The organism is Terasakiella sediminum (assembly GCF_033100395.1).
In the GTDB taxonomy this organism is placed as follows: Bacteria; Pseudomonadota; Alphaproteobacteria; order Rhodospirillales; family Terasakiellaceae; genus Terasakiella.
This window is the reverse complement of sequence record NZ_JAWLVJ010000019.1, coordinates 48,902-72,440: the sequence shown is the minus strand read 5'-3', so window position 1 is coordinate 72,440 and position 23,539 is coordinate 48,902. Positions and strand designations below refer to the sequence as shown.

Here is a 23,539-nt window from a genome sequence, read left to right as displayed (position 1 = left end):
ATTTTAATCTCTATCTTTTCGTGGTGCTTAATTTCGTGCTATCTCTGCCTGATAATTGTGACAGCATTAGGGCTAAATCGCGTGAAAATACTAGGCATCGAAACCAGTTGTGATGAAACGGCTGCTTCCGTCATAACCGATGAAGGGCAAGGCGAAGCACGTATTCTATCCAACGTCGTACTTTCCCAACTGGATGAACACCGTCCCTTTGGCGGTGTTGTGCCGGAAATTGCTGCACGCTCCCACCTGGATCACATCGACCGCATCGTTGATGAAGCCATGACCGAGGCAGGGGTTGATTTTAAAGACCTGGATGCGGTGGCTGCCACAGGCGGCCCCGGTTTGATCGGTGGTGTCATCGTCGGTGTTATGACCGCGAAGGCCATTGCGCTCACCCACAAGCTGCCTTTTGTCGCCGTCAACCATCTGGAAGGCCACGCCTTAACCGTGCGCATGACCGATCAGGTTGAATTCCCGTATCTGTTGTTGCTGGTTTCCGGCGGGCACTGCCAGTTGCTGGCTGTCGAAGCGGTCGGGAAATACAAACGTCTGGGCACCACCATTGATGATGCGTTAGGTGAAGCCTTTGACAAATCTGCAAAATTGCTGGGCCTTGGCTATCCCGGTGGCCCCCATGTCGAAAAAGCAGCGCTAAAGGCCACCGACCCCACCCGGTTCAAATTGCCAAGCCCCATGAAGGGCAAGCCGGGCTGTGACTTTTCCTTTTCCGGTCTGAAAACAGCGGTGCGTCAAGCTGCCGAAGCCTTGCCACCCGGCCCGTTTAAAGAAGAAGACCTCAACGATCTCTGTGCTGCTTTCCAGACCGCAGCAGGTGACAGTCTGGTTAATCGCTGCAAAAACGCGATCAAAATGTTCAAGGCTGACTATCCAACGGGAAATACCTTGGTGGTTGCAGGCGGTGTTGCCGCCAATCAGGCCATTCGTGGCCATCTGGAAAAGCTGTGCGCCAAAGAAAATATGCAGATGGTCGCCCCGCCCCTGAAGCTTTGTACCGACAACGGGGCCATGATCGCCTGGGCGGGGCTGGAAGCTTTCAAAGCGGGCAAAACGAATGACCTCTCCTTTGCCCCCCGCCCCCGCTGGCCGCTCGACCCAAACGCCCCCAAAGCTGCCTTTGCCGGAGGAAAAAAAGCCTGATGTCTATCTTTGATCAATATGAATCCTGGGTCTTTGATTTTGACGGGGTCATCCTTGATTCCAATAATCTGAAAACTGAAGCTTTTCATCAGGTGGCCCTGCCTTATGGCAAAAAAGAAGCAGATGCGCTCTGTACCTATCACGTCGCCCATGGCGGGATTTCCCGTTTTGTAAAGTTTGAATATTTCTTTGAAACCATTCTGGGTCGCGCGCCCAAGGAAGGTGAAATTGATCAGGCCCTTGATGATTTTGCCAAAGCCGTCACCCAAGGCATGCTGACGTGCCGCCAGACGCCTGACTTTGCCACTCTGATGGAAGGCCCACTGTCAGAACTTCCCTGCACCGTCATTTCCGGCAGCATGCAAGCGGAACTGCGCAACGTCATGGATCAACGCGGTATCCTGAAATATTTCGACAATGTCTTTGGCAGCCCAGACAACAAGGATGTAATTTTCAAGCGGGAATGCGACACTGGCGGCATTAAAAAATCAGCCGTTTATATTGGCGATTCGCTCTATGACTATAAAATGGCCTCCAAATACGGGCTGGACTTCATCTTTGCCTATGACTGGACTGAATTTAAGGAATGGAAAACCTTCTTTTCGGATAAAAAAGAGGTTCGCATCATCAAAAACCTCTCAGAACTGAAATCACTCTAACAGATTATCCGCCAAACTCTCTTCAATCTGATCTTTCAGAACTTCGGCGCGTGCGATATTTTTGTCAATCACATGCGCCATCTTGGCTTTGCCGTTTTCTTCATAGTAAGCACGCGCTTCACGAAAACACACCAGCGCATGTTCAATCCATTGCGGTGTGGACGGGTCACGCTTGGCGAGCGCGAAAAGCGTTGCGCCCAAATTGTTCTGCGTACTGGCACGTTGGGCAGGATATTTTTCAACTGAATAGACTTTTAGCACCGCCTGAAAAGCCACACCTGCTTGCTCCAGTGATTGCGCGCCTTTCATCAACTGACCATGCAACATCATGGTTTTTGCCATGCGCGACATGCCGTCCGCCCAATTGAGCGGATATTCAGCCTGGCTATAAACATTCAGGGATTTTTTATAATAGCGCGCTGCTTTCTGCAGATATTCTGCATCCCCCTTCTGTCGCCCGATCTTTGCACAGGTCATGGCGATACGTTGCTGAACCGATGCCCATTCCAACGGATATTTTTTCTCTGTAAAGACGGTGCAAACATCTTCAAAAATGCCGATGGCTTTGGCGATATGTTCCATGACCAGTTCATCATCTTCATGGTTGGTCATTTCTTCATAAAGCCAGCCCTGATGATTTTTAACAAAGGCCCATTCCAGCGGTGTCTTTTCTTTATCCACCAGCTCGTCCCAGGTCTCAAACGCCTTGATCGCCGGGTCAAACCAGCCGAGTTCCTGACCCCTGCGGGCAATATTGGCCAGAACAACCGAACACATCCCCATGGTCGATGTTTTGGCCGCTGGTGTGGTTTTGCGATTTGAAAGACCACTTGGCAGCTTCGTCAGTGGTTCGACTGCCCCCAACAGATATTCCCCAATCTTTGCAGCGTGTGATGGATGATTGGGCGTGGTTGCCGCAAAAATCGCAGCATAAAGCACATCCAGCGTGGCTTTTTCAGGCGCAAAGGGCACCAGGATGTTTTCCAGCTTGCCCGGTATCCCCAGATTTGCCTCGCCTTCGCGCGCCGACAGGAAATACCAGCGCACGGCCTGATCTTCCAGTTCCACTTGTCCCCACAGCAACAAGTCACACTGCTGTTCTTCCAGCCATTTGCGTCCCTGCTCGACCACAGACTCGACCTGTTCAGCCAACGTCCCCTTTCGGGATCGTTTCAGAGATTTATCAATCAGCCGCAGGGACAGGCCCGGTTTCTCATTAAGCGGATCGATAATACTTTGCAATAGAGCCTGCATAGCTTCATCACTGGCGAATTTTCCGTCAGGCTGAGCAATCAGCACATTCACATCGCTCAGGCCCTGCATGATTTGGGCAGGACTGGTCGGCTGCGCATCACCACTTTCATCGCGCATCATAAACCAGTCTATAAAACGATTAAAAATCGATAGCATTCAGCAACCCAAATGACAGAAAAACTCATCTAGGAATACCTTAATGCAAAAAGGTTTGAAATAAGATTAATGGCAGCGACTGCCATGTTTTTTCCCGTGATCGTGTCTCTCAAGACTTTCTTTGTTCACGAGATCAAAAATCGACGCAGCGACCACCTTTTTCCCAATCGCCATAACGGGTTGGGTTGGGGCCATCTTTACGTCCGCCGACTTCTTTGACCTCATCCACCTGATCGGACATGGGTTCAAACTTTTTGGGTGGCTGGGGCGCGATGGGGCGTCCTTCTTTCATGCTGGGTGCATCTGTAGATTTGAATTTAGACATGGTCTACCTCAAAGAAGGGCTTGCGTTAATGATCGACTCCTTACTAAATACTCATAGAAGACTATAATTGCAATGGGTTTGGCAGATCATGAGCTACGCACGCACCGCACTGTTACTGGCCGGGATGACCGGACTGTTCCTCGCCATCGGTTTTATGCTGGGCGGTGAAGGCGGGATGATGATTGCGCTTCTGATCGCGCTTGGCATGAATGTCTTTGCCTATTGGAATTCCGACAAGGCCATCCTGCGCATGTATGGCGCACGCGAAGTCGATGCCCGAAGCGCACCGGACTTTTATAATATGGTTGCCGACCTTGCACGCCGGGCCGAGCTACCCATGCCCAAAGTCTATGTGATGGAAAATTCCCAGCCCAATGCTTTTGCCACGGGCCGCAATCCGGAAAATGCTGCCGTTGCTGCAACCACAGGCCTTTTGAATATGCTATCACGCGAAGAAATCGCAGGCGTGATGGCGCATGAACTGGCCCATGTTAAAAACCGCGACACACTAATCATGACCATCACGGCAACCATCGCCGGGGCCATTTCCATGATCGCCAATTTCGCCATGTTCTTTGGCAACAGCAGTGATCGCAACAATCCGTTGGGCATTGTCGGCACCATCCTGATCATGATCCTTGCGCCCATGGCGGCCATGGTCGTGCAAATGCTGATTTCCCGAACACGCGAATATGAAGCCGACCGCATTGGTGCTGAGATCTGCGGCAACCCCATGTGGCTGGCAAGCGCTTTGAACAAACTGGATAAAGGGGCCAGTTTGGTCGATAACCATGCCGCAGAAAATAATCCGGCCACCGCCCATATGTTTATCGTCAATCCGCTTCACACACGTAAGATGGACAGCCTGTTTTCCACCCATCCCAATATGGAAAACCGCATCAATGCCTTAAAAGAAATGGCAGCGTCAAAACCGCCAACATCACCAAAACGACGTGGAAGTTCAAAAATCCCCAGCACGGATAAGTCTGTGAAAGGCCCTTGGGACTAAGCTTTGGCTGGCTATTCTGGACGAGGTCAGTTATAAGGCGCACATTCTCAGACAATCCTTGATGAAAAGAGCGCCCGATGCCCAGACGTATTGCCTATGATGTTCTCTGCCAGGTTCTTGGTAAAAAACGTCCGCTGGATGAAGCTTTCAACAGCCATCCCCATCTGGAAAAACTCTCGCCCAAGGCCAAAGCTTTTTCCCGTGCGGTGGTGACAAGTGCGATCCGCAACAAGGGCTTTATCGACCATCTGATTGATGCCTGTCTGGATAAACGCCCCAAAGGTCAAGCGCGCAATGTTTTAAACATCATGCGCCTGGGCGTGGCACAACTTTACTTCATGAATGTACCAGCGCACGCGGCGGTTAACGAGTCGCTCAATCTCACCAACTATGCCAAGCTGATCCAGTATAAAAAGCTCATCAACGCGGTGCTGCGCCGAATTGAGCGTGAGAAAAAAGAATATCCAGCAGCAGAGATTGCCAAACATAATATCCCGGTCTGGCTGATGGAAAGCTGGGTCAATGCCTATGGTGAAGAGACCGCACAGAAAATTGCGGAGGCCCACTTAAAAGAAGCCCCGCTGGACATCACACCAAAATATGACGACGAAGCCGACATCTGGGCCAAACGCCTGGGCGCAGAAAAACTCGCAAACGGCAGCCTGCGTCTGGCCGCGGGTGGCCGAATTGAAGAGTTGGACGGTTACAGCAACGGGTCCTGGTGGGTGCAGGATGCCGCTGCTGCTGAACCAGCGAAATTGCTGGGTGACGTTAAGGGCAAGACGGTTCTGGACCTGTGTGCCGCACCTGGTGGCAAGACCATGCAACTGGCCGCAGCGGGGGCTAAAGTCATCGCCCTTGATAAAAACGAAAACCGCCTAAAACGCGTCACAGAAAATCTGGAACGCACCAAACTGAAGGCCGAGATTGTTGCCGCTGACCTGATGGACTGGCAACCGGACGGTGAGGTTGACGCGATCTTGCTGGATGCGCCCTGTACAGCAACCGGGACCTTGCGCCGTCATCCCGATGGGCTTTGGACCAAACGCGCAGAAGACATCAAAGCGGTGGCGGATATTCAAGGCACCTTGTGGCACCGCGCCAGTGGCTGGGTCAAACCGGGCGGCGTGATTGTCTATTGCACCTGTTCCTTACAGCCCGAAGAAGGCGAGCTTATGCTCAAAGCCTTCTTAAAAGGTCACAAGAACTTTGAGATGGTGGGTGATGCGCCGTTGCGCTTCCTGCCGCATGAAGGCAAAGACGGCTTCTTTGCCGTGGCTGTGAAGCGGGTCAGCTAGTTCACAAAAATACCGTCATGGCGCACGCGTTGCGCCATAATGGGTGGAAGCCAGAACGCGCCCTCCACCCCTGAGCCCGCAACAAGTGCGGGCTGACGTAACATTTTGAGATAAAACGAAGTTTTAAAACTTGACCGCAGTGCCGTTGGCAGAGACCATCAGCATGGTCTTCTGATCACCACCGATCACTTCATAATCCAGATCGATCCCCACAACCGCATCCGCACCCAGTTCCTGGGCTTCGGCGATCATATCTTCCATGGCTGCTTCCTTGGCTTTGCGAAATTCTTTTTCATAGGCGCCAGAGCGACCACCGACAACATCACGGATACCTGCAAAGAAATCCTTAAAAAGGTTCGCCCCCAAAATAGCTTCGCCTGAAACAATCCCGCAATATTGTGAAACTGTCTTACCGTCTACATTATCCGTCGTCGTCGTAATCATGGTCCCTGATCCTTTATTAATAAATTGAATTTCAAAAAGGATATCATGAGAAGGGATTTTGGGAAGGGGAAAAGTTCGAAACCTTTTTTTGATCGTTCCTAACTACAAGCAAATTGAATTCTACTTTTTTTTTACAACTGAAAGCCCTATGCTTGCGCGGTCTAAGTGGGAGGAAATTTTGATAAACACAACTGTTAAGGACTACAGACGAGGGTGGAGAAGAAATAATGATGCTTCAGCAGCTTGTAAATCTCCTATATCTGAAATGTTGAATTTTTACTCAATTGAATGTGCCTTAAAATATTTACATCTCAAAAAATTAAAACTCAAAGATAGCAATGAGCTCCAAGACAACAATATTCAATTAACACACGACATTAGACAAACCATAATAGATTTAAGACTCGAAGGAGTTGGACTTAATAACGCAGACGTTCCCAACTTTCGCTTAAAAAACACTCGGAATCCGTTACACATTAAACAAGCTCATGAAGCCTGGCGCTACGGTGTTGAAATAGAAGAAGAAGATCAGAAAAAATTGAAAGACTGGCTACAAAATGCCTCTGAACTCCTCAAAAAAGAAGTTTTGAACACATGATTTTATTTGAAAATTTATATACTTGGGTTGATATCTCAAATGTTCTCTTCAAAGCTAGAGAGCAAAAAAACAATATTCCGAACGAACTCATTTGGGCGTCACCCTATTGGGATGAACTCCTTATAGGAACCGAGGAAGGTGGAATCGTCTCAATTGACAATTGGCTAAAAAACATTTTCGGCTCAAGATTTATTAACGAAGATGACACCAGATTTCTAATTTTAGACGGTACAGGTGAAGACCGTCGCCTTCTGATCGAATACGAAGAAATTCCAGAGCAAGAACTGAATCATCTCCCTGAAAAGGAATTCAGACCTTCGTTTGGGAAAGGAAGTTCTATTTGGTTTAAATGGCGCGATACAAACATTAATCAACCAACACAACAAAAACATAACGCCGAAATAATTGCATTTTATTCGGTAAAGGGTGGTGTGGGCCGTACAACCTCAGCAATGTCATTAGCATTGGAGCTTGCAAATAAATTTAAGAACAACAAAACCAATGAGAAAGTTCTGATCGTCGATGCCGATTTTGAAGCCCCTGGAATCAGCGTGCTCTTTAAGTCAAAAAAACCATCACCATCCATTAGCTTCGCTGATTTACTCGCCCTGGTGCATTCAGAAGACAAAGCTTTTCCTGATGAAGCTATCGCTCTCACTTCTACTGCGCTTAAAGAACATCAAATTGATAACGTTTTTGTCTTACCTTGTTTTAGAGAGACAGGACACTGCTCCAGTCTTGAAATCAGGCCAGAGGATATTGGTAAAAGCAAAACCCGAAGCCCTTTTATAATTTCCGAAGTTCTCAGAAAAATTGCTGATACTCTGGGATGCAAATACGTCGTTGTTGATTTACGAGCGGGCTTTACTGAGTTGTCAGCACCCTTTTTAATGGACCCGTCAATACACCGGGTTTTCGTTACAACTCCATCAGGGCAAGCATTTGAGGCAAGTAAAGAGATTGCCCAATACATTGGTACGCAAATGCGTGAATTCAACGTCTTGGACAAAGCATCTATTCCTGCAATTATAATGTCTCAAGTCCCCTACTCCTACTCTACACTCCCTCAATATGCAACGCAGGTAGAAGCACTACGCACGACACTATTGGACAGCCTTGAAATTGAAACAGAGGAAGATACCGAGCAAACAATTCCCGTTGTAACCCAAATTCATCATGAAGCCTTGTTAACAATGGCTGTAAATTGGGATGAATACTCCAGAACATTGGAAAATTTTAACTTCGGAAGAAATCTGTTAACACCACTCTCCATCTGGCTTGAAGACATTACCAATAGTAATATTGATAACTCAGAAAATACAATTGCAGAGCCCGCTTCAACAGAATTGAACATCGAAAAAGCTAGAAGTAAGCTTTCTGAATATGCCGAAAACATGATTTTCGGTGAACAGTCTGAACTTCCTATTCTATCAATTGAACCGTTAAGCAATCTCGTAGATGATTTTCGCCAAAAACTGCCCGTCGTCGCAATTGTCGGTGCGAAAGGAGCCGGCAAAACATTTACATATAAAAAACTCATCACCTCTGAAACATGGGAAGGTTTTAGTAAGCTTATTTCTGAGGTCCCAAGTGAGGTGAAGGCGAAAGTTGTTCCCATCCTTGCCCCACAAACTATGGAGATTGATGGCCAACCCACCTTTAACCAAACCGAACTAAAAACTTACATAAGAGAGGCAGAAGAAAGTAATAAAACAGATGCTGACTGGGTTCAAACCTGGTTGAATACAATTGCTTTACGACATGGCATTTCTTCGGATAAGCCTGAAAAATGGAAAGAATTGTTAGCTTCTTTAAACTCAAAAAATACAAAAATCGTCGCCGTATTTGATGGTTTGGAAGAACTGTTTGTTGATTTCTCCAACAATACAAAACAACAAACAGCAATCAGAACCCTTATTGTTGACGTGCCACAATACCTCAAATCAGAGCTCGGCAGGCCTGTCGGACTTGTCGCCTTTGTCAGACAAGACCTCGTTGAGGCTTCAATTCCTCAAAACCTTGGGCAAGTGATGGATGCTTATCGCCCCTACGCGCTTAAATGGTCACGAAGTGAGGTTCTAGAACTTGCAGCTTGGGTTTCGAAACAGGCAAATATTTTCTCCGAGCCAATCTGGAATGAAAATTTCAAAAAATTATCTGAAGAAGAACAGATCAAATTGCTTTATCCACTATGGGGGACCAAACTGGGGAGCAAGACGTCGAAAGAAGCCTTTTCTGCAGAATGGGTTCTCGCTTTTCTCTCAGACCTGAAAATTCGCTTGCTCGCACGCGATTTCATGAGGTTTTTGCACTACTCAGCTGCAGAGTCAAACAATAAAGAAGGGTACCGTGACCGAGTTTTACACCCAACAGCAATTAAACGTTCTATTGAAAAAATCGGGAAAGTGAAAGTAGAAGAACTCTCACAAGAAAATAGAAAACTAGGCAACATTTTCAAAAAACTGAAAAATAGTGACGATTTTACCATTCCAGCGAATGAAGATGAGGTAAAAGATAAACTAACTCCGGATGAAGTCCGTCTTCTCGAAAATGAAGGCGTCGTTTTGCAGGTTGATGACCTCTTACAAATGCCAGAAATCTTTAGACTGGGTTTAAATTTGACACGCAAGAAAGGGCATAGACCAAATTCAATTGGTTTGATCCGCCGCGTTCGCTCCCGAGTATAAGTTTCGATACACATATTTCAGATTTCACAAAAAAGCCCCGCCCTTTTATCACAAAAGGCGGGGCTTTTTATTTCAGAACCGATCCCGTCTTAGTGACGGAAGTGGCGCATGCCGGTGAAGACCATGGCGAGGCCGCGCTCGTTGGCTGCGGCAATCACTTCTTCATCACGGATAGAGCCACCAGGCTGGATAACGCAGGTTGCACCCGCTTCAGCGGCTTCAATCAAACCGTCCGCAAACGGGAAGAAAGCGTCTGATGCCACAACGGAGCCTTTGGCCCAGCTTTCGCTATCGCCTGCTGTCTTGGCTGCTTGTTCCGCACGGAAGGCTGCGATGCGACATGAATTCACACGGCTCATCTGGCCTGCGCCCACGCCGACGGTCATATTGTCTTTGCAATAGATGATGGCGTTGGATTTTACGTGCTTACAGACGGTGAAAGCGAATTTCAGATCTTTCATTTCTTCTTCGGTTGGCTTGCGTTCGGTCACAACCTTGAAGTCGTCGGAGAAAATCTCGTTATCTTTGGACTGAACCAGCAAGCTGCCGGACAGCGTCTTCACCATATCAGCGGTATCATCCGGGTTCGGCATGCCGCCTGTTTTGAGAACACGAACGTTCTTCTTGGCTTTCAGAACTTCCAGCGCATCATCGTCAAAGTCAGGTGCGATCACCACTTCGAGGAAGATTTTAGCCAGCTCTTCCGCCGTTTCTGTGTTCAGTTTCTGGTTAAAGGCAACAATGCCACCAAAGGCACTTTCCGTATCGCAGGAATAAGCACGCAAGTAAGCGTCTTTCATGTTGTCGCCAATGGCCACACCGCAAGGGTTGGCGTGTTTCACGATCACACAAGCCACATCGTCTTTGAATTCGGAGACCAGTTCGAACGCGGCATCGGTGTCGTTGGCGTTGTTGTAGGACAGCTCTTTCCCGTTCAGCTGTTCCGCCGTTGCCACACCCGGGCGGTTTTCGCCAGTTGTATAGAAAGCGGCAGACTGGTGAGAGTTTTCACCGTAGCGCATGGTTTGCTTGAGCTCACCTGCGAACACTTTGCGTTTTGGATAGTCGATCTCCAGCTGTTCAGCATACCAGTTTGAAATAGCCGCATCATAAGCACCTGTGCGCGCATAAGCCGTTGCCGACATTTTCTTGCGGAACTCTGGGGTTGTGCCGCCGTTTGCTTCCAGTTCTTCCAGAACCAAAGCGTAATCTTCAACGTCAACAACCGTACAAACGCCCTGCCAGTTTTTCGCAGCTGCACGGATCATCGCCGGACCGCCGATGTCGATATTTTCGATACAGGTGTCAAAGTCAGCACCTGCAGCAACAGTGGATTCGAACGGATAAAGGTTTACAGCCAGCAGATCGATCGGGGCAATGTCGTGTGTTTCCATCGCAGCGACGTGATCATCATTGTCACGCAGTGCCAACAGGCCACCGTGGATTTTTGGGTGCAGGGTCTTGACGCGACCATCCATAATTTCCGGGAAACCTGTATGGGCTGAAACCTCGATCACCGGAACGCCAGCATCCGCCAGTGCTTTGTACGTGCCACCTGTGGACAGCAGTTCAACACCTTTGGCGGCGAGTGCCTGACCAAATTCAACAAGTCCGGTTTTATCAGAAACCGAAAGTAACGCACGACGGATGGGAGTAGCCATAAGGACACAAGCTCCTGCAAGATATGATGGGGTAAAAAACTTGCGCGCTCTATAGCAGAAGTCCTGGCCTTGTGCAATGCACTGTGGGGTGTTTATCCCTCAATAACCGTATTTAAAACATGGATAAGGTCGGTGACATCAAACGGCTTGGTCATATAGTCCAGAAAGCCCAGGTCCCTGGCCTTGTCTTTAGCATCACTCATGGCATTCGCGCTAAGGGCCACAACCGGGATTTGGCGCGTTGCTTCCATATCACGCAATTGTTCAAACGCGTCGAATCCGCTCATATCCGGCAGGTTGATATCCATCAATATCAGGTGGGGTTTTTCCGCCTTTGCAATCCTGATCCCTTCTTCGGCCGTCTTGGCACAGACAAGCTGCAAATTCGGAATGCCATCGACCAAAGCCGTCATCAAATCGCGGTTGGCTGCGATATCTTCCACATACAAAAGCGTATGTAGGCCAGAACAACATTCCAGCGCAATCTCATCTTTGCGGCGAATATCAAATGTCGTGGGTCGTGCGGCCTGCACCCCATAGGACGGAATATCAATCCAGAAGGTCGTGCCTTCGCCCTCATCACTTTCAAACCCAATGGCACCGTTCATGCCTTCGACAATTTGTTTGGTCAACAAAAGGCCGATACCTGTGCCTTCCACCTCGGTATTTTCTGCCCCCAGTCGATGGAACGGTTTAAACAGGTTATCACGCTGATCATCAGCAATCCCCACGCCTGTGTCGCGCACCCGCAGGCGATACAGGCCGCCTTCGCGCAACTCCCCACTGATATAGACTTTGCCATTTTCCACATTGTATTTTTTGGCGTTTGAAATCAGGTTCAAAATCACCTGCTTGACCCGCAAAGGATCCGCCTTCAAGACGGGCAATGCACTTCGGGTTTCATCAATGATCTCCACATTCAGCGCATTGAAGGAGCCATCAGACAATTTCAGACATTCATCCAGCATGTCACGCAGATCAACGCTTTGAATGTTAAAGACCAGCTTACCCGCTTCGACCCGCGCCAGATCCAGCACTTCATCAATCAGACCGAGCAGATGATCACTGGCAGATTTAATGTTGGATACGAACGAACGTTGTTTTTCCGTCAATGGCGTCTGGCTGTCCATATCCAGCAATTGGGAAAAACCCATAATGGCGTTTAGCGGCGTGCGAAGTTCATGGCTCATCGCCGATAAAAAGGCCGATTTTGCTTTATTGGCATGTTCGGCTTTTTCTTTTGCCTCAATAAAATCGGTAATATCTGTTTCGATGCCCACATAATGCAGGATATGACCATTCTCATTCGTCACTGGGGCAATTTTAAGCCGCGCCCAATACATTTCCCCATTTTTACGTTTATTTTTAAGCGTCCCGCTCCAGACTTTACCTGATGTAATGGTCGCCCACATATCCTGATAAAACAGTTCCGGCTGCACGCCTGCGTTTAAGATACTGGGCGTCTTGCCGAAAATTTCTTCCGGTGTGTAGCCATTCATATAGGTAAAGGCCGGATTGACATATTCAATGCGACCGCGCGGGTCGGTGATGATGGTGCTGGCCCCAGACTGGCTGACCGCTTCCCCCAACAGGCGTGCCCCATGAAGGGCCTGTTCCAGTTCTTCCGTTCTGGATTTCACCTGTTCTTCCAGCTGATCACGCCTGGACATCAATTCTTTTTCCAGCGCCAGTCGATCGGAGATATCACGCCAGACCACATTGATGGTGGTATGGTCGTCGTATGGAACAGCTGTCAACAGCACTTCCACCGGGAAGGTTTCCCCATTTACCCGTTTATGCACCCAATGGAATCGATTACTGCCTTCACGCATGGCAATAGCAATCATCTCATCTGCTTTTTCAAAAGAGTCACGACCATCGGGCTGAGTTTCAGGCGACAGATCAGCCGGATGGGTTTTAAAGAATTCTTCGCGCGAGCCCATGCCAAGCATATCCAGCGTAGACTGGTTACAATCCACAAACACACCATTGTCGATAATCAACATGGCGTCTGCCGAGGCTTCAAAGAAAACCCTATGTCTATCCACTTGATCGCTCATTAGGACTTCCCCCCAGAAATCCGCTTTTTAATTCTGCTTATTATACATACAATGCCGTGCAAAAGCCATTGACTTGAATCAAACTCAGGATCAGGACCTACTAATTTATTGTGTTTGGTTTATCAAAAATGTCACAAGGCAAGGAATGGCTTGCAGCAAGTACTTTATGTACTTGCAAAAGTTTATGACACTGCATTTGTGCCATTTTTGACAAATCCCTTCGGGACAGGATAAATTTCAAGGAGGCTGTCGTTATGAAACCCTTGCAATGAAATGCATTGCGGCGGTTTCCATGCCTAATCCTCCTTGAAATTTATCTCTGCCAAACGCATTAAATTAGTAGGTCCTGACCCTAAGTCGATTTACGTCAAAGAAAAAGACCTCCACGCCCGCAAGCGAGAAGGTCTTTAACTTAGAATAGACCGTTAGATCAGTGACTAAAATTAGTCCTGACGGTTCTGACGGTTGTCGATCAGTTCATCAACAACGCCTGGGTCTGCCAGTGTGGATGTATCACCCAGGGAGCCGAAATCGTCTTCGGCGATCTTGCGCAGGATACGGCGCATGATTTTACCGGAACGTGTTTTCGGCAGGCCTGGTGCCCACTGCAGCCAATCAGGTGAAGCGATCGGGCCGATCTCGGCACGAACCCATTTGACCAGCTCTTTCTTCAGATCATCAGATGGTTCTTCACCTGCGTTCAGCGTTACGTAAACGTAGATGCCCTGACCTTTAAGGTCGTGTGGTGCACCAACAACAGCGGCTTCTGCCACTTTCGGGTGCGCAACCAGTGCAGATTCGACTTCAGCTGTCCCCATACGGTGACCGGATACGTTGATCACGTCATCAACACGACCTGTGATCCAGTAGTAGCCGTCTTCGTCACGACGTGCGCCGTCACCTGTGAAGTACTTGCCAGCATATGTAGAGAAGTACGTCTGGATGAAACGCTCGTGATCACCGAAACATGTACGCATCATGCCAGGCCAGGAGGTTGTCATACACAGGTTACCGTCTGTTGCGCCTTCAAGAACGTTGCCGTCATTGTCAACCAGTTGTGGTTCAACACCGAAGAATGGACGTGTTGCAGAACCTGGTTTCAGGTCTGTCGCACCTGGCAGTGGTGAGATCAGGATCCCGCCAGTTTCAGTCTGCCACCATGTATCAACGATTGGGCATTTACCTTTACCGACAACTTCGTTGTACCAGTTCCAGGCTTCAGGGTTGATCGGTTCACCTACAGAACCCAGAACGCGCAAGCTGGACAGATCAGCTTTTTCTACATGCTCAGGACCTTCACGCATCAGCGAGCGGATCGCAGTTGGTGCCGTGTAGAAGATATTTACTTTGTGCTTTTCACAAACGTCCCAGAAACGGGAGAAGGAAGGATAGTTTGGAACACCTTCAAACATCAGTGTTGTCGCGCCGTTCGCCAGCGGACCATAAACGATGTAGGAGTGACCGGTTACCCAACCCACGTCAGCTGTACACCAGTAGATGTCGCCTTCATGGTAATCAAAGATGTACTGGTGTGTCATAGCTGCATATACGAGGTAACCACCTGTACAGTGCTGAACACCTTTTGGCATGCCTGTAGAACCAGAAGTGTAAAGAATGAACAGTGGGTCTTCCGCGTTCATTTCTTCAGCCGGGCAATCAGCAGACGCTGCACCCGTTACTTCTTCGTACCATACGTCACGACCGTCTTTCATGTCGATGTCGCCGCCTGTACGTTTTACAACGATACAAGACTCAACGCCTTCGCGGTCCATGGCGATGTCAGCGTTGGCTTTCAATGGAACCTTACGGCCACCACGCAGACCTTCGTCCGCTGTGATTACCATTTTGGAACCAGACCCTTTGATACGGTCAGCCAGGGCGTCAGGTGAGAACCCACCAAATACAATTGCGTGGATCGCACCGATACGCGCACAAGCGAGCATCGCAACAGCAGCTTCAGGGATCATTGGCAGGTAAAGTGTTACACGGTCACCTTTGCCAACGCCTTGTGCTTTCATGGCATTTGCCAGCTTACACACACGTTCGTGAAGATCTTTATATGTGATGTTTTCAGAATCAGATGGGTCGTCGCCTTCCCAGATGATAGCAACCTGATCACCACGCTTTTCGAGGTGACGATCCAGGCAGTTGTGCGCGACGTTTGTGGTACCGTCTTCGTACCATTTGATGTCTACGTTGCCGTCAAATGAGGAATTTTTAACTTTCGTATATGGCTTGAACCAATCGATTCGCTTGCCGTGTTCGCCCCAGAATGCTTCTGGATCATCAACGGACTGTTTATACATTTCCAGATACTTGTCGTTATCTGCATGGGCTTTAGCGGCAATTTCTGGATTGACAGGATAAATGTCGGACATTTCTTGCGAATCTCCCTAGGTGTGTCGAGTTGTGAGCACGTATTTTCGTGCTTCGGTTAAACTTATGTGCCTGTGCATCGCTTTTTGTTTCGCACTGCACTGAGGCCTGATTATGTCAGAAAGTTCACACGAAACAAGTGAATAAATCACTCTTCGCAAACGCAACAAAATTTTAAAATAGGTGATACCAATTACTACGTACAGATAAGCCCTAAAACCCTCTGTCTAAAAGGGCTTACAAGTCCTTGGCTACAAAGACTTCTTCACCGCGCAACTCGAACGGTATCCGGGTAAGGGATTTGCCCAGGCAAGGGCCGTGAACGCATTCCCCATCATCAATTTTAAATAGAGCGCCATGAGTGGAACAGAGGATAAAATTCTTTTCAACATCCAAGAATCGGTCCGGTTCCAGGTTCATCGGCACACCCAGATGCGGGCAGATATTTTTGTAGACGGCGAAGATGCCATCCTTTTTGACAGCCAAGACGGAGGTGCCGTTTTCTTCGTTGGGAATGACAAATTCTTTGCTGTCTTCTTCTTCCACATCGTTGATGTTGCAAAGGCGATGATCACTCATGCGTCTGTCTCTCCCATTTCACAAATAATTTTCCAGGCCTCGGCCGGGATCGGCATGACCGACAGCCGGGACTGTTTTAACAAGGCGATCTCACTGAGGCGTGGTTCCGCCTTGATCTCTTTTAAGGAGACCATCCGAGTAAAAGGATACAGTGCCTTAAAATCCACCATGACGAAACGACCACTTTCATCGGTATGATCCGGATAAGCCTCTTTGACCACTTCAACCACACCAACGACGCCTTTTTCCTTACCGGAATGATAAAAGAAGGCGCGATCACCAATAGCCATGTCTTTCATGAAATTACTGGCCTGGTGATTGCGAACGCCATCCCAATGTTCCACACCCTTTGCCACCTGATCGTCCCACGACCAGCTGTTGGGTTCGGATTTAACAAGCCAATAATTCATTTTTCCGCTTCACCCCTACCTGTCATCCCGGATTTATTCCGGGACAACCTGTTGTGCAAATTTGCCTTCCTTCCAAAGATTGTCCCGCAACAAGTGCGGGATGACAATTTTGTTATGCAGGCAGCACTTTCTTCCATTTGGAAATGCTCACAGATTCAAACAGACCTGCTTTGGCGTAAGGATCGTTATCACAGAAATCCTGCGCTTCAGCCAAATTTTCCAGGTCAAGGATCACAACAGAACCATTCATATTGTCATCTTCTTCCGCCAGGGTCGGACCTGCCGCAAAGAGTTTTTCACCGTAAGATTTCAGGTAATCCACATGGGCGGGGCGGTTGTCCAGGCGCACCTGGAGGTGATCGGGCTTATCAACGCATTTAATGACATAAAGCATCAGAGTTCTTCCTTAAATGGACGGGCCAGCAGGTTATCAACCACCTGATTGATGTCAGCTCCCTCGTTTAAAATTTTGTTCACAGCGATACAGATCGGCATTTCCACACCAAGTGTTTCTGCCAGTTTACAGACAGAACGTGCTGTATAAACCCCTTCGGTCACGGCTTTACGTACCTTCAGGATATCATCCAGCTTTTCCCCCTGGCCCAAAGCCACCCCGAGGGAGAAATTTCGTGATTGCATGGAATTGCAGGTCAGCGTCAAATCGCCCATCCCGGATAATCCCATCAATGTTTCTGATTTCGCACCCTTGGCCACACCCAAACGGGCCAGTTCTGAAATCCCGCGGGTAATCAGGGCCGCGCGTGCATTATCACCAAAACCTTTGCCCGACACCATGCCACTTGCAATGGCCAAAACGTTCTTCACTGCCCCACCAATTTGCGCGCCGACCACATCATCACTGGCGTAGATACGAAAACGGTTGGACCCGACAAGTTTACCCACCACCATGGCCCGTTCCATACTTTCCATCGCAAGAGTACAGGCAGAGGGCAACGCATTGGCAACTTCACTGGCAAAGGTCGGGCCGGACAGAATGCCGATTTCAACATCGGGCAGTTCTTCATCCAAAATCTCGCTCATGATCTTGCCGCTGTCCAGTTCAATCCCTTTGGCGCAGATCAAAAGCGGTGTGCCCACCTTGATCACAGACTTAAGCTGTTTGGCTGTTGCGCGCACAAACTGGGCAGGTGCAACCATCAAGATCACATCACTGTCAGAAAGATCGACAAGGTCAGCTGTCGCCTTGATATTGGCATCCAGACTTGTATTGGGCAGATAAATCGGGTTGGAATGGCTGCGGTTGATCGCCTCGGCGACTTCGGGTTCATGGGCCTGAATAAGAACGTCATTCCCCGCACGCTGAGCCGCACAAGCGAGAGCCGTCCCCCACGCCCCTGCACCGATCACACCAACTTTTGCCATAGATTTCCTGTTTGAACGTTATTTATTAAAGAACTATCGATTTAAGAATGTTTGACCGACAAATTGGAACATTACGTCTTTAGTGTCCAGATTTTTTGTAATGCAGCAAGAGTGCGAAGCTGTCATACGGCGTCAATGACACATCCTGATCCAGTTTTTCTGGCTGAAAGCTCGCAAATGCACGTCCTTCACCCAATTGTATTTGACGAAATTCTTCTGCATTTAATGTTGCTGTGTAATATCTACGATAATAGATACGTTCTCCCGCATCACTTAAATCAAAATCAAGGCTGCAAAAGGGTGTCATTTTTTTCGGTACAAAACCGATTTCTTCCCTGACTTCCCGTTCCAGCGCCTGTTGCGGTGTCTCACCTTCATCGACACCACCACCAAAGCAGCCCCATTTGTTGGGATACCAGATACCTTCAATATCATCACGATGCTGCAACACATATTCTCCGTCTTCAGTCAGAAGAATAAGGGCAACCGCATCACCCATTTTCAAAGATGATTTATCCAGAAACGAATTGACCATTAATCCAATTCAAACGCATTTTTATAATCGAGCTTGAGCTTTTCGTCCTGATCTTCTTTTTTCAGGAAACAATTGCCAACCACCAGGTTGTCAAGCTCGGTCCCCATAAAACAGCGGAACGCATCTTCCGGGGTATTGACGATTGGTTCACCGCGCACGTTAAAGCTGGTGTTCACCGACACCGGGCAGCCTGTGCGTTCCTTAAAGGCAGACACAACCGCATGGAAACGTGGGTTGGTATCGGTATGAATGGTCTGAATACGTGCAGAATAATCAACGTGAGTTACCGCCGGAATGTCAGAACGTGGCACGTTCAGCTTTTCGATCCCAAACAGGGCTTCCTGTTCCGCCGTCATTTCTTTTTGCTTGTCCTTATGGACATCCGCCACCATCAGCATATATGGACTTTCGCCTTCCAGCTGGAACCAGTCTGACACATCTTCTGCCAACACTGATGGCGCAAACGGACGGAAAGATTCACGATATTTTACCTTCAGGTTCAAGGTCTTCTGCATTTTTGGTGAGCGAGGATCGGCAATGATGGATCGACCACCAAGCGCACGCGGGCCAAATTCCATACGTCCTTGCATCCAGCCAATGGCACGTTCAGCAGCCATGGCATCTGCAGTGGCAGAAATTGTGTCTTCATCAGACATAACTTCAAACACCGCACCTGCCTCAGTCAGGCGTTTTTCAATATCTTTTTGCTCATACACCGGACCCAGATATGATCCGCGCATAAAGTCTTTACCCGTATCGGCAACACGCGCGCCGCCTTTATGGTGGAAATGTGCGGTCATAGCCGCACCCAATGCGCCACCTGCATCCCCGGCGGCCGGCTGAACCCAGACATTTTCAAACGCCCCGTCGCGCAGGACTTTACCGTTTGCCACACAGTTCAGCGCCACACCGCCTGCCATACACAGGTTCTTGATGCCGTATTCTTCTGCCAAAGACTTGGTCAGACGCAGGACAACTTCTTCGGTGACCGCCTGAACGGACGCCGCGATATCCATATGGAACTGTTCAAGGTCTTCCCCGTCACGAGAGCGCACAGGTTTGCCAAACAGATCTGCAAACTTCTGGTTCGTCATGGTCAGGCCGGTACAGTAGTTGAAATAGGACATATCCAGACGGAAAGAGCCATCCTCTTTCACATCAATGATATTTTCCATGATCAGGTCTTTATATTTAGGCTCCCCATAAGGGGCCAGACCCATCACTTTATATTCCCCGGAATTGACCCGGAAACCCGTGTAATAGGTAAAAGCGGAATAGAGAAGACCCAGCGAGTGCGGGAAGTGAATTTCCTTCACCATCTCCATTTTGTTGCCACGGCCAATGGCAACCGATGTTGTTGCCCATTCACCCACACCATCCATGGTCAGCACAACGGCTTCTTCGAACGGGCTGGGATAAAAGGCAGAAGCTGCGTGACTTTGATGGTGTTCTGCAAACAGAAGCTTGTTCATCCAGTCAAAGTCAGGATCGTATTTCTTGAATTCCTTGCGCAGGAAGTCTTTCTGGAAGAGCTTTTCCTTCATCCAAACGGGGATGGCTGTTTTGAACGAGCGAAACCCGCTTGGCGCAAAGGCCAGATAGGTTTCCAGCAGGCGTTCAAATTTCAGGAACGGCTTGTCATAGAAAGCAACAAAATCCACATCCGCCATGGTAATGCCTGCCTCTTCCAGGCAATATTCAATAGCATTTTTCGGGAAGCCCGGATCATGTTTCTTACGCGTGAAACGTTCTTCCTGTGCAGCGGCAACAATGGTGCCATCGACAAGCAAGGCCGCAGCGCTATCGTGATAAAAAGCGGAAATACCGAGAATGCGCATCATATGATCCTAGAATAACGTATAAATAAATGGCGCAACGGCAGACCCCTGGGCCAAGACCAACAAGCCGCCAAACAAGACCATCACAACAATGATGGGCAAAAGCCAGAATTTTTTGCGCTCTTTCATGAACGCCCAGAGTTCTGCAATAAAGGCCATTTTTCTTCGATCTCTTTAGAATTGATTTTTCATGGATTCAGGGCTGGGACCTGCCGGATCGCGTTCGATCCAATAGGATTTAGCGTCTGGTTCAAGCTTCATGCGCATCGGGTCTTTACCAAACAGACGCATGATCAGGCCGATGGGCACAATGGTCAGCACATAGATCAGGAACATGATGATTGGATTGACGATCTTGAACATGATAAAGCCAAGCTTGATCCAGGCTTTATTGAGCGGTGCCAGAATTTTCGGATAGATCAGACCAAACAGCAACAAGGGTGCCGCAATTGCCAAAAGGACAATGCCTAGCGTATCCAGCGTTTCATTGGACCAAAGGCGATACGCCTCGATCAAAGCAAGAATCCCCCCTACTGTCAGACCAAAGCTTCGATCCGAAGAGGTTTCTATCTCATGTGTTGACTGATGTTCTTCGTGCATTCTACCCACCTAAAAACTGCTAAGGCTTTTTATCTATTCTTTATAATGAAAGCAAGTTATTTGGCGATGCAGCGATAGACAAGCTCTGCCACATGGCGTGCGCCATTTTCGTTATAGTGGCAATCGTCATACATATATTCGGTGGTCGGCGGTACATCTTTGGCGATATCACAACTTTGGTGGCCGAATTCTTTCGACTTTTCAATCAGATAATTGTTATAGAGCTGAGAGATTTTCTGCACACCCGTCATGCCAACCGTGTAAGCCTCTTCCGGCGGAGTCATCCAGAAACGATCGACAATTTCTTTTTCTGCCCCCTCTTGGTATCCAGTTGGCTGGGTGAGAAAGACGCATTTCACCTCAAATGCCTGACACAATTCCATCAAATCGGTGACCGCATCATCATAGTTTTCCGACACGGCTGTCACATCGAAAGGTTTCAGCGTGCGCCGCTCGAACGAGCGATTGTGTTTGGCGTAATAATTCCCATCCGCTTTCTGAATTTCTTTCTTGGGCACGGGCTTCCCCGCTTTTCTGGCCGCACGGACCTTGGCCCGGATCGCCTGCACGGCTGTGCCGATCAAAGATTTTTCCGGCTGATACTGTTCAAAGAAATGTTTGCGCGCCAGACCATCGGAAAGTTCATGGCGGATCTGACGGTTCCAGTCATTGATGCCGAGCAAAAACACCACCATGTCCGGATCGTACGCCAGAATATTCTTCAAGGTGGAGACATTCTGTTCAGCGCGCAGGCCCGAAAGCCCGGTGTTGATGACCTCCACCTGCTTGTCCGCCATATCTGCCTGCAGATGCTGCTGCAACTGATGGGTCCAGGTCTTTTCATCGCCCAGATAATCCTGCGCGGTGGTCGATGCCCCCACAGCAAAGATACGATAGGCATTGTCCGGTTTATTGTCATAATCCACATCACGGGTGACGCGGAAACCTTTATGATCCGTGGTGATTTGCTGAATGCCTGCAAAGCCAGGCATGACATCCCCAACGACTTCCAGCTTTTCATCCAGGTTCGGCACCATGGTGTGATAGTCCGTATCATGAATGGTGATGGACAGGATAAATTCAATGAGTAAGAAAACCCCAATCCACGCCCCAGTGGTACGCGTTCCGGTACGCGGGATCAGGATCAGGATAATCGGCAAGGCATAAAGCACCCCTGCACCAATGGCCCAATCCCTGTTATGGGCACCAATGACACGCAACCCGCCAAAGAACAACAGCCCGGCCACAAACAACCCAGTTACGATCCAGAGAAGGAGTTTTAATTGGTTGCTCATATTACTTCATCCCTGCGGCAGGTGTGAGGATCGACCAGTCGATCTGCTTTAAAAAGGCTTTTGCAATTTCCCGATTGCCCAAATTGGCGAAGTGATAGGCATCCAGAAAGACTTCGCGGTCATCCTTCATGTGAGAAAAAGCGGTTGAGAAATCGCGGAATTCATAATTTCCCTGATCAATCGCGCCGAGTTCATCACGTAAATCCTGATAACATTCCAACCAGATCGGCTTTTCTTTCTTCGCCCCGTCACGATAACGCTGCACCAACTTCTGTTCTGCCGCTGTCAGGATTTTCCCGCTGGTAAAGATATTGGGCTGCAAAGCAAAGATCAATTTTGCCCCGGACATTTCCGTCACGTGCGCCGCCAGCGACACATTGCGTTTGGCCACTTCTGCCACGCGACCACAGCTTGGACGGTCATTTTGCAGGCTGAAATCAGCCACAGCCGGGCCATAGCCCAGTTTCTGATTGGTGTTATTGACCAGCAAAACGAAGTTGCGATCATAATAAGACCAGAAATTGGCGGGATCTTCCGTTTCAATCAGCGCCCAATGCACATCGTTATTGCCGGAAAACATCAAGATCACATCCGGTTTCAAATCCACCAGTTTGTTTTCGATCAAAATCCGTTCCTGCGTGGTTGCCCAGGCCGGAATGCCTGTGTTGATGACCTGATAACGATAACCTGTTTTAGGCGCAACCTCGTCATTCAGCATCTTTTCGAAATAGGCAGAGATCGTATCGGCGTCGCTTTTTGCCCCCGCGCCAAAGGCCACGGACCCGCCTGTGATAAAGATACGCACCACATCCTCAGGCTTTACTGACAGATCATCACGTCCATCACGGAAACCATGGATATTGGCCTGCATCAGGCCTTGCTGGTCTTTTTTCAGCTTGTGGCCGACAAAAGGTTCCGGGGTCAAAGCAGGTTCCCACACCACATTTTGCAGGGTGGTTTCAATCTTTTCGCGGGTTGGTTTTTCCAGCTCATAAAGGCTCGCATACATATCGGCGATGGCCGGATCGTCGATTTTATCAGCATCATGGCGGTGCATGGCGAAATGAAGGGTCACGGGCATATTGATGTTGCGCGTCACTTTGCCCACATCCTTAAAAGCGAACTTGTTGCCCAGATAGTAGCCCCCAGCAATCAAGGCCACCAAAAAGACCGTCGCCAGAATGGTTAGCGCATAAGAAACACTTTTCGACATC

22 protein-coding genes are annotated in these 23,539 nt (G+C 48.7%); 6 read left to right on the top strand and 16 right to left on the bottom strand.

Features of this window, described 5'->3' with window-relative positions:
* Nucleotides 1-81 precede the first annotated feature (81 nt).
* Both tsaD and RYZ26_RS14720 read left to right on the top strand, forming a co-directional pair.
* Complete coding sequence (gene tsaD, locus RYZ26_RS14725; RefSeq protein WP_317683992.1) at nucleotides 82-1,158, top strand: tRNA (adenosine(37)-N6)-threonylcarbamoyltransferase complex transferase subunit TsaD; 1,077 nt, start codon at nucleotides 82-84, stop codon at nucleotides 1,156-1,158.
* Nucleotides 1,158-1,817 (top strand): HAD family hydrolase, encoded by a 660-nt coding sequence (locus RYZ26_RS14720; protein ID WP_317683991.1) that lies wholly within the window; start codon nucleotides 1,158-1,160, stop codon nucleotides 1,815-1,817. Before tsaD ends, RYZ26_RS14720 begins: the two co-directional genes overlap by 1 nt.
* Here RYZ26_RS14720 and RYZ26_RS14715 read toward each other — a convergent pair.
* Both RYZ26_RS14715 and RYZ26_RS14710 read right to left on the bottom strand, forming a co-directional pair.
* On the bottom strand, nucleotides 1,809-3,191 hold the full coding sequence (locus RYZ26_RS14715; RefSeq protein ID WP_317683990.1) for a hypothetical protein: 1,383 nt from the start codon (nucleotides 3,189-3,191) through the stop codon (nucleotides 1,809-1,811). The two genes, RYZ26_RS14720 and RYZ26_RS14715, sit on opposite strands and share 9 nt — an antisense overlap.
* Nucleotides 3,192-3,360: 169 nt before the next feature.
* Nucleotides 3,361-3,552, bottom strand: coding sequence for a DUF1674 domain-containing protein (locus RYZ26_RS14710; RefSeq protein ID WP_317683989.1), 192 nt, complete (start codon nucleotides 3,550-3,552; stop codon nucleotides 3,361-3,363).
* Between the two features lie 88 nt (nucleotides 3,553-3,640).
* Here RYZ26_RS14710 and htpX point away from each other — a divergent pair, with 88 nt between their 5' ends.
* Together htpX and RYZ26_RS14700 are read left to right on the top strand one after the other, a co-directional pair.
* Nucleotides 3,641-4,561, top strand: coding sequence for a zinc metalloprotease HtpX (gene htpX, locus RYZ26_RS14705; protein WP_317683988.1), 921 nt, complete (start codon nucleotides 3,641-3,643; stop codon nucleotides 4,559-4,561).
* Between the two features lie 77 nt (nucleotides 4,562-4,638).
* Nucleotides 4,639-5,859, top strand: a complete 1,221-nt coding sequence (locus tag RYZ26_RS14700; RefSeq protein WP_317683987.1) for an RsmB/NOP family class I SAM-dependent RNA methyltransferase — start codon at nucleotides 4,639-4,641, stop codon at nucleotides 5,857-5,859.
* A 123-nt stretch (nucleotides 5,860-5,982) separates the two neighbouring features.
* On the opposite strand, the gene RYZ26_RS14695 is transcribed toward RYZ26_RS14700, so the two are convergent.
* Nucleotides 5,983-6,303 carry a heavy metal-binding domain-containing protein gene (locus tag RYZ26_RS14695; RefSeq protein ID WP_317683986.1) on the bottom strand — a complete coding sequence of 107 codons (321 nt, stop codon included), beginning with the start codon at nucleotides 6,301-6,303 and terminating at the stop codon, nucleotides 5,983-5,985.
* Between the two features lie 178 nt (nucleotides 6,304-6,481).
* Between RYZ26_RS14695 and RYZ26_RS14690 the strand changes: the two genes are divergently transcribed.
* Together RYZ26_RS14690 and RYZ26_RS14685 are read left to right on the top strand one after the other, a co-directional pair.
* Nucleotides 6,482-6,901, top strand: coding sequence for a hypothetical protein (locus tag RYZ26_RS14690; protein WP_317683985.1), 420 nt, complete (start codon nucleotides 6,482-6,484; stop codon nucleotides 6,899-6,901).
* The gene (locus RYZ26_RS14685) at nucleotides 6,898-9,588 is read left to right on the top strand and encodes a KGGVGR-motif variant AAA ATPase (RefSeq protein WP_317683984.1); all 2,691 of its coding nucleotides are present in this window, start codon (nucleotides 6,898-6,900) and stop codon (nucleotides 9,586-9,588) included. Before RYZ26_RS14690 ends, RYZ26_RS14685 begins: the two co-directional genes overlap by 4 nt.
* 89 nt (nucleotides 9,589-9,677) lie before the next feature.
* On the opposite strand, the gene purH is transcribed toward RYZ26_RS14685, so the two are convergent.
* The 13 genes from purH to RYZ26_RS14620 form a co-directional block, all read right to left on the bottom strand.
* Nucleotides 9,678-11,249: a bifunctional phosphoribosylaminoimidazolecarboxamide formyltransferase/IMP cyclohydrolase gene (gene purH, locus RYZ26_RS14680; protein WP_317683983.1), complete on the bottom strand. Its 1,572-nt coding sequence runs from the start codon at nucleotides 11,247-11,249 to the stop codon at nucleotides 9,678-9,680.
* A gap of 92 nt (nucleotides 11,250-11,341) precedes the next feature.
* Entirely contained in the window at nucleotides 11,342-13,309 is a 1,968-nt protein-coding gene (locus RYZ26_RS14675) for a hybrid sensor histidine kinase/response regulator (protein ID WP_317683982.1), read from the bottom strand.
* Between the two features lie 443 nt (nucleotides 13,310-13,752).
* Nucleotides 13,753-15,687, bottom strand: a complete 1,935-nt coding sequence (acs, locus tag RYZ26_RS14670) for an acetate--CoA ligase (protein WP_317683981.1) — start codon at nucleotides 15,685-15,687, stop codon at nucleotides 13,753-13,755.
* A 235-nt stretch (nucleotides 15,688-15,922) separates the two neighbouring features.
* On the bottom strand, nucleotides 15,923-16,264 hold the full coding sequence (locus RYZ26_RS14665) for a Rieske (2Fe-2S) protein (RefSeq protein WP_317683980.1): 342 nt from the start codon (nucleotides 16,262-16,264) through the stop codon (nucleotides 15,923-15,925).
* Nucleotides 16,261-16,674 carry an EVE domain-containing protein gene (locus RYZ26_RS14660; RefSeq protein ID WP_317683979.1) on the bottom strand — a complete coding sequence of 138 codons (414 nt, stop codon included), beginning with the start codon at nucleotides 16,672-16,674 and terminating at the stop codon, nucleotides 16,261-16,263. Before RYZ26_RS14660 ends, RYZ26_RS14665 begins: the two co-directional genes overlap by 4 nt.
* A gap of 112 nt (nucleotides 16,675-16,786) precedes the next feature.
* Entirely contained in the window at nucleotides 16,787-17,068 is a 282-nt protein-coding gene (locus RYZ26_RS14655) for a YciI family protein (RefSeq protein ID WP_317683978.1), read from the bottom strand.
* The gene (locus RYZ26_RS14650; RefSeq protein ID WP_317683977.1) at nucleotides 17,068-18,057 is read right to left on the bottom strand and encodes an NAD(P)H-dependent glycerol-3-phosphate dehydrogenase; all 990 of its coding nucleotides are present in this window, start codon (nucleotides 18,055-18,057) and stop codon (nucleotides 17,068-17,070) included. The genes RYZ26_RS14655 and RYZ26_RS14650 overlap by 1 nt, the downstream gene beginning before the upstream one ends.
* 79 nt (nucleotides 18,058-18,136) lie before the next feature.
* Nucleotides 18,137-18,592 carry an NUDIX domain-containing protein gene (locus RYZ26_RS14645; RefSeq protein WP_317683976.1) on the bottom strand — a complete coding sequence of 152 codons (456 nt, stop codon included), beginning with the start codon at nucleotides 18,590-18,592 and terminating at the stop codon, nucleotides 18,137-18,139.
* The gene (locus tag RYZ26_RS14640) at nucleotides 18,592-20,433 is read right to left on the bottom strand and encodes a carbamoyltransferase family protein (protein ID WP_317683975.1); all 1,842 of its coding nucleotides are present in this window, start codon (nucleotides 20,431-20,433) and stop codon (nucleotides 18,592-18,594) included. The genes RYZ26_RS14645 and RYZ26_RS14640 overlap by 1 nt, the downstream gene beginning before the upstream one ends.
* 6 nt (nucleotides 20,434-20,439) lie before the next feature.
* Entirely contained in the window at nucleotides 20,440-20,589 is a 150-nt protein-coding gene (locus RYZ26_RS14635) for a DUF5989 family protein (RefSeq protein ID WP_317683974.1), read from the bottom strand.
* 15 nt (nucleotides 20,590-20,604) lie between these two features.
* A complete protein-coding gene (locus RYZ26_RS14630) occupies nucleotides 20,605-21,030 on the bottom strand; it encodes an SxtJ family membrane protein (protein WP_317683973.1) in 426 nt (141 codons plus the stop codon).
* Between the two features lie 56 nt (nucleotides 21,031-21,086).
* Nucleotides 21,087-22,325, bottom strand: coding sequence for a GDSL-type esterase/lipase family protein (locus RYZ26_RS14625; RefSeq protein WP_317683972.1), 1,239 nt, complete (start codon nucleotides 22,323-22,325; stop codon nucleotides 21,087-21,089).
* A 1-nt stretch (nucleotide 22,326) separates the two neighbouring features.
* Nucleotides 22,327-23,538: an SGNH/GDSL hydrolase family protein gene (locus RYZ26_RS14620; RefSeq protein WP_317683971.1), complete on the bottom strand. Its 1,212-nt coding sequence runs from the start codon at nucleotides 23,536-23,538 to the stop codon at nucleotides 22,327-22,329.
* Nucleotide 23,539 lies beyond the last annotated feature (1 nt).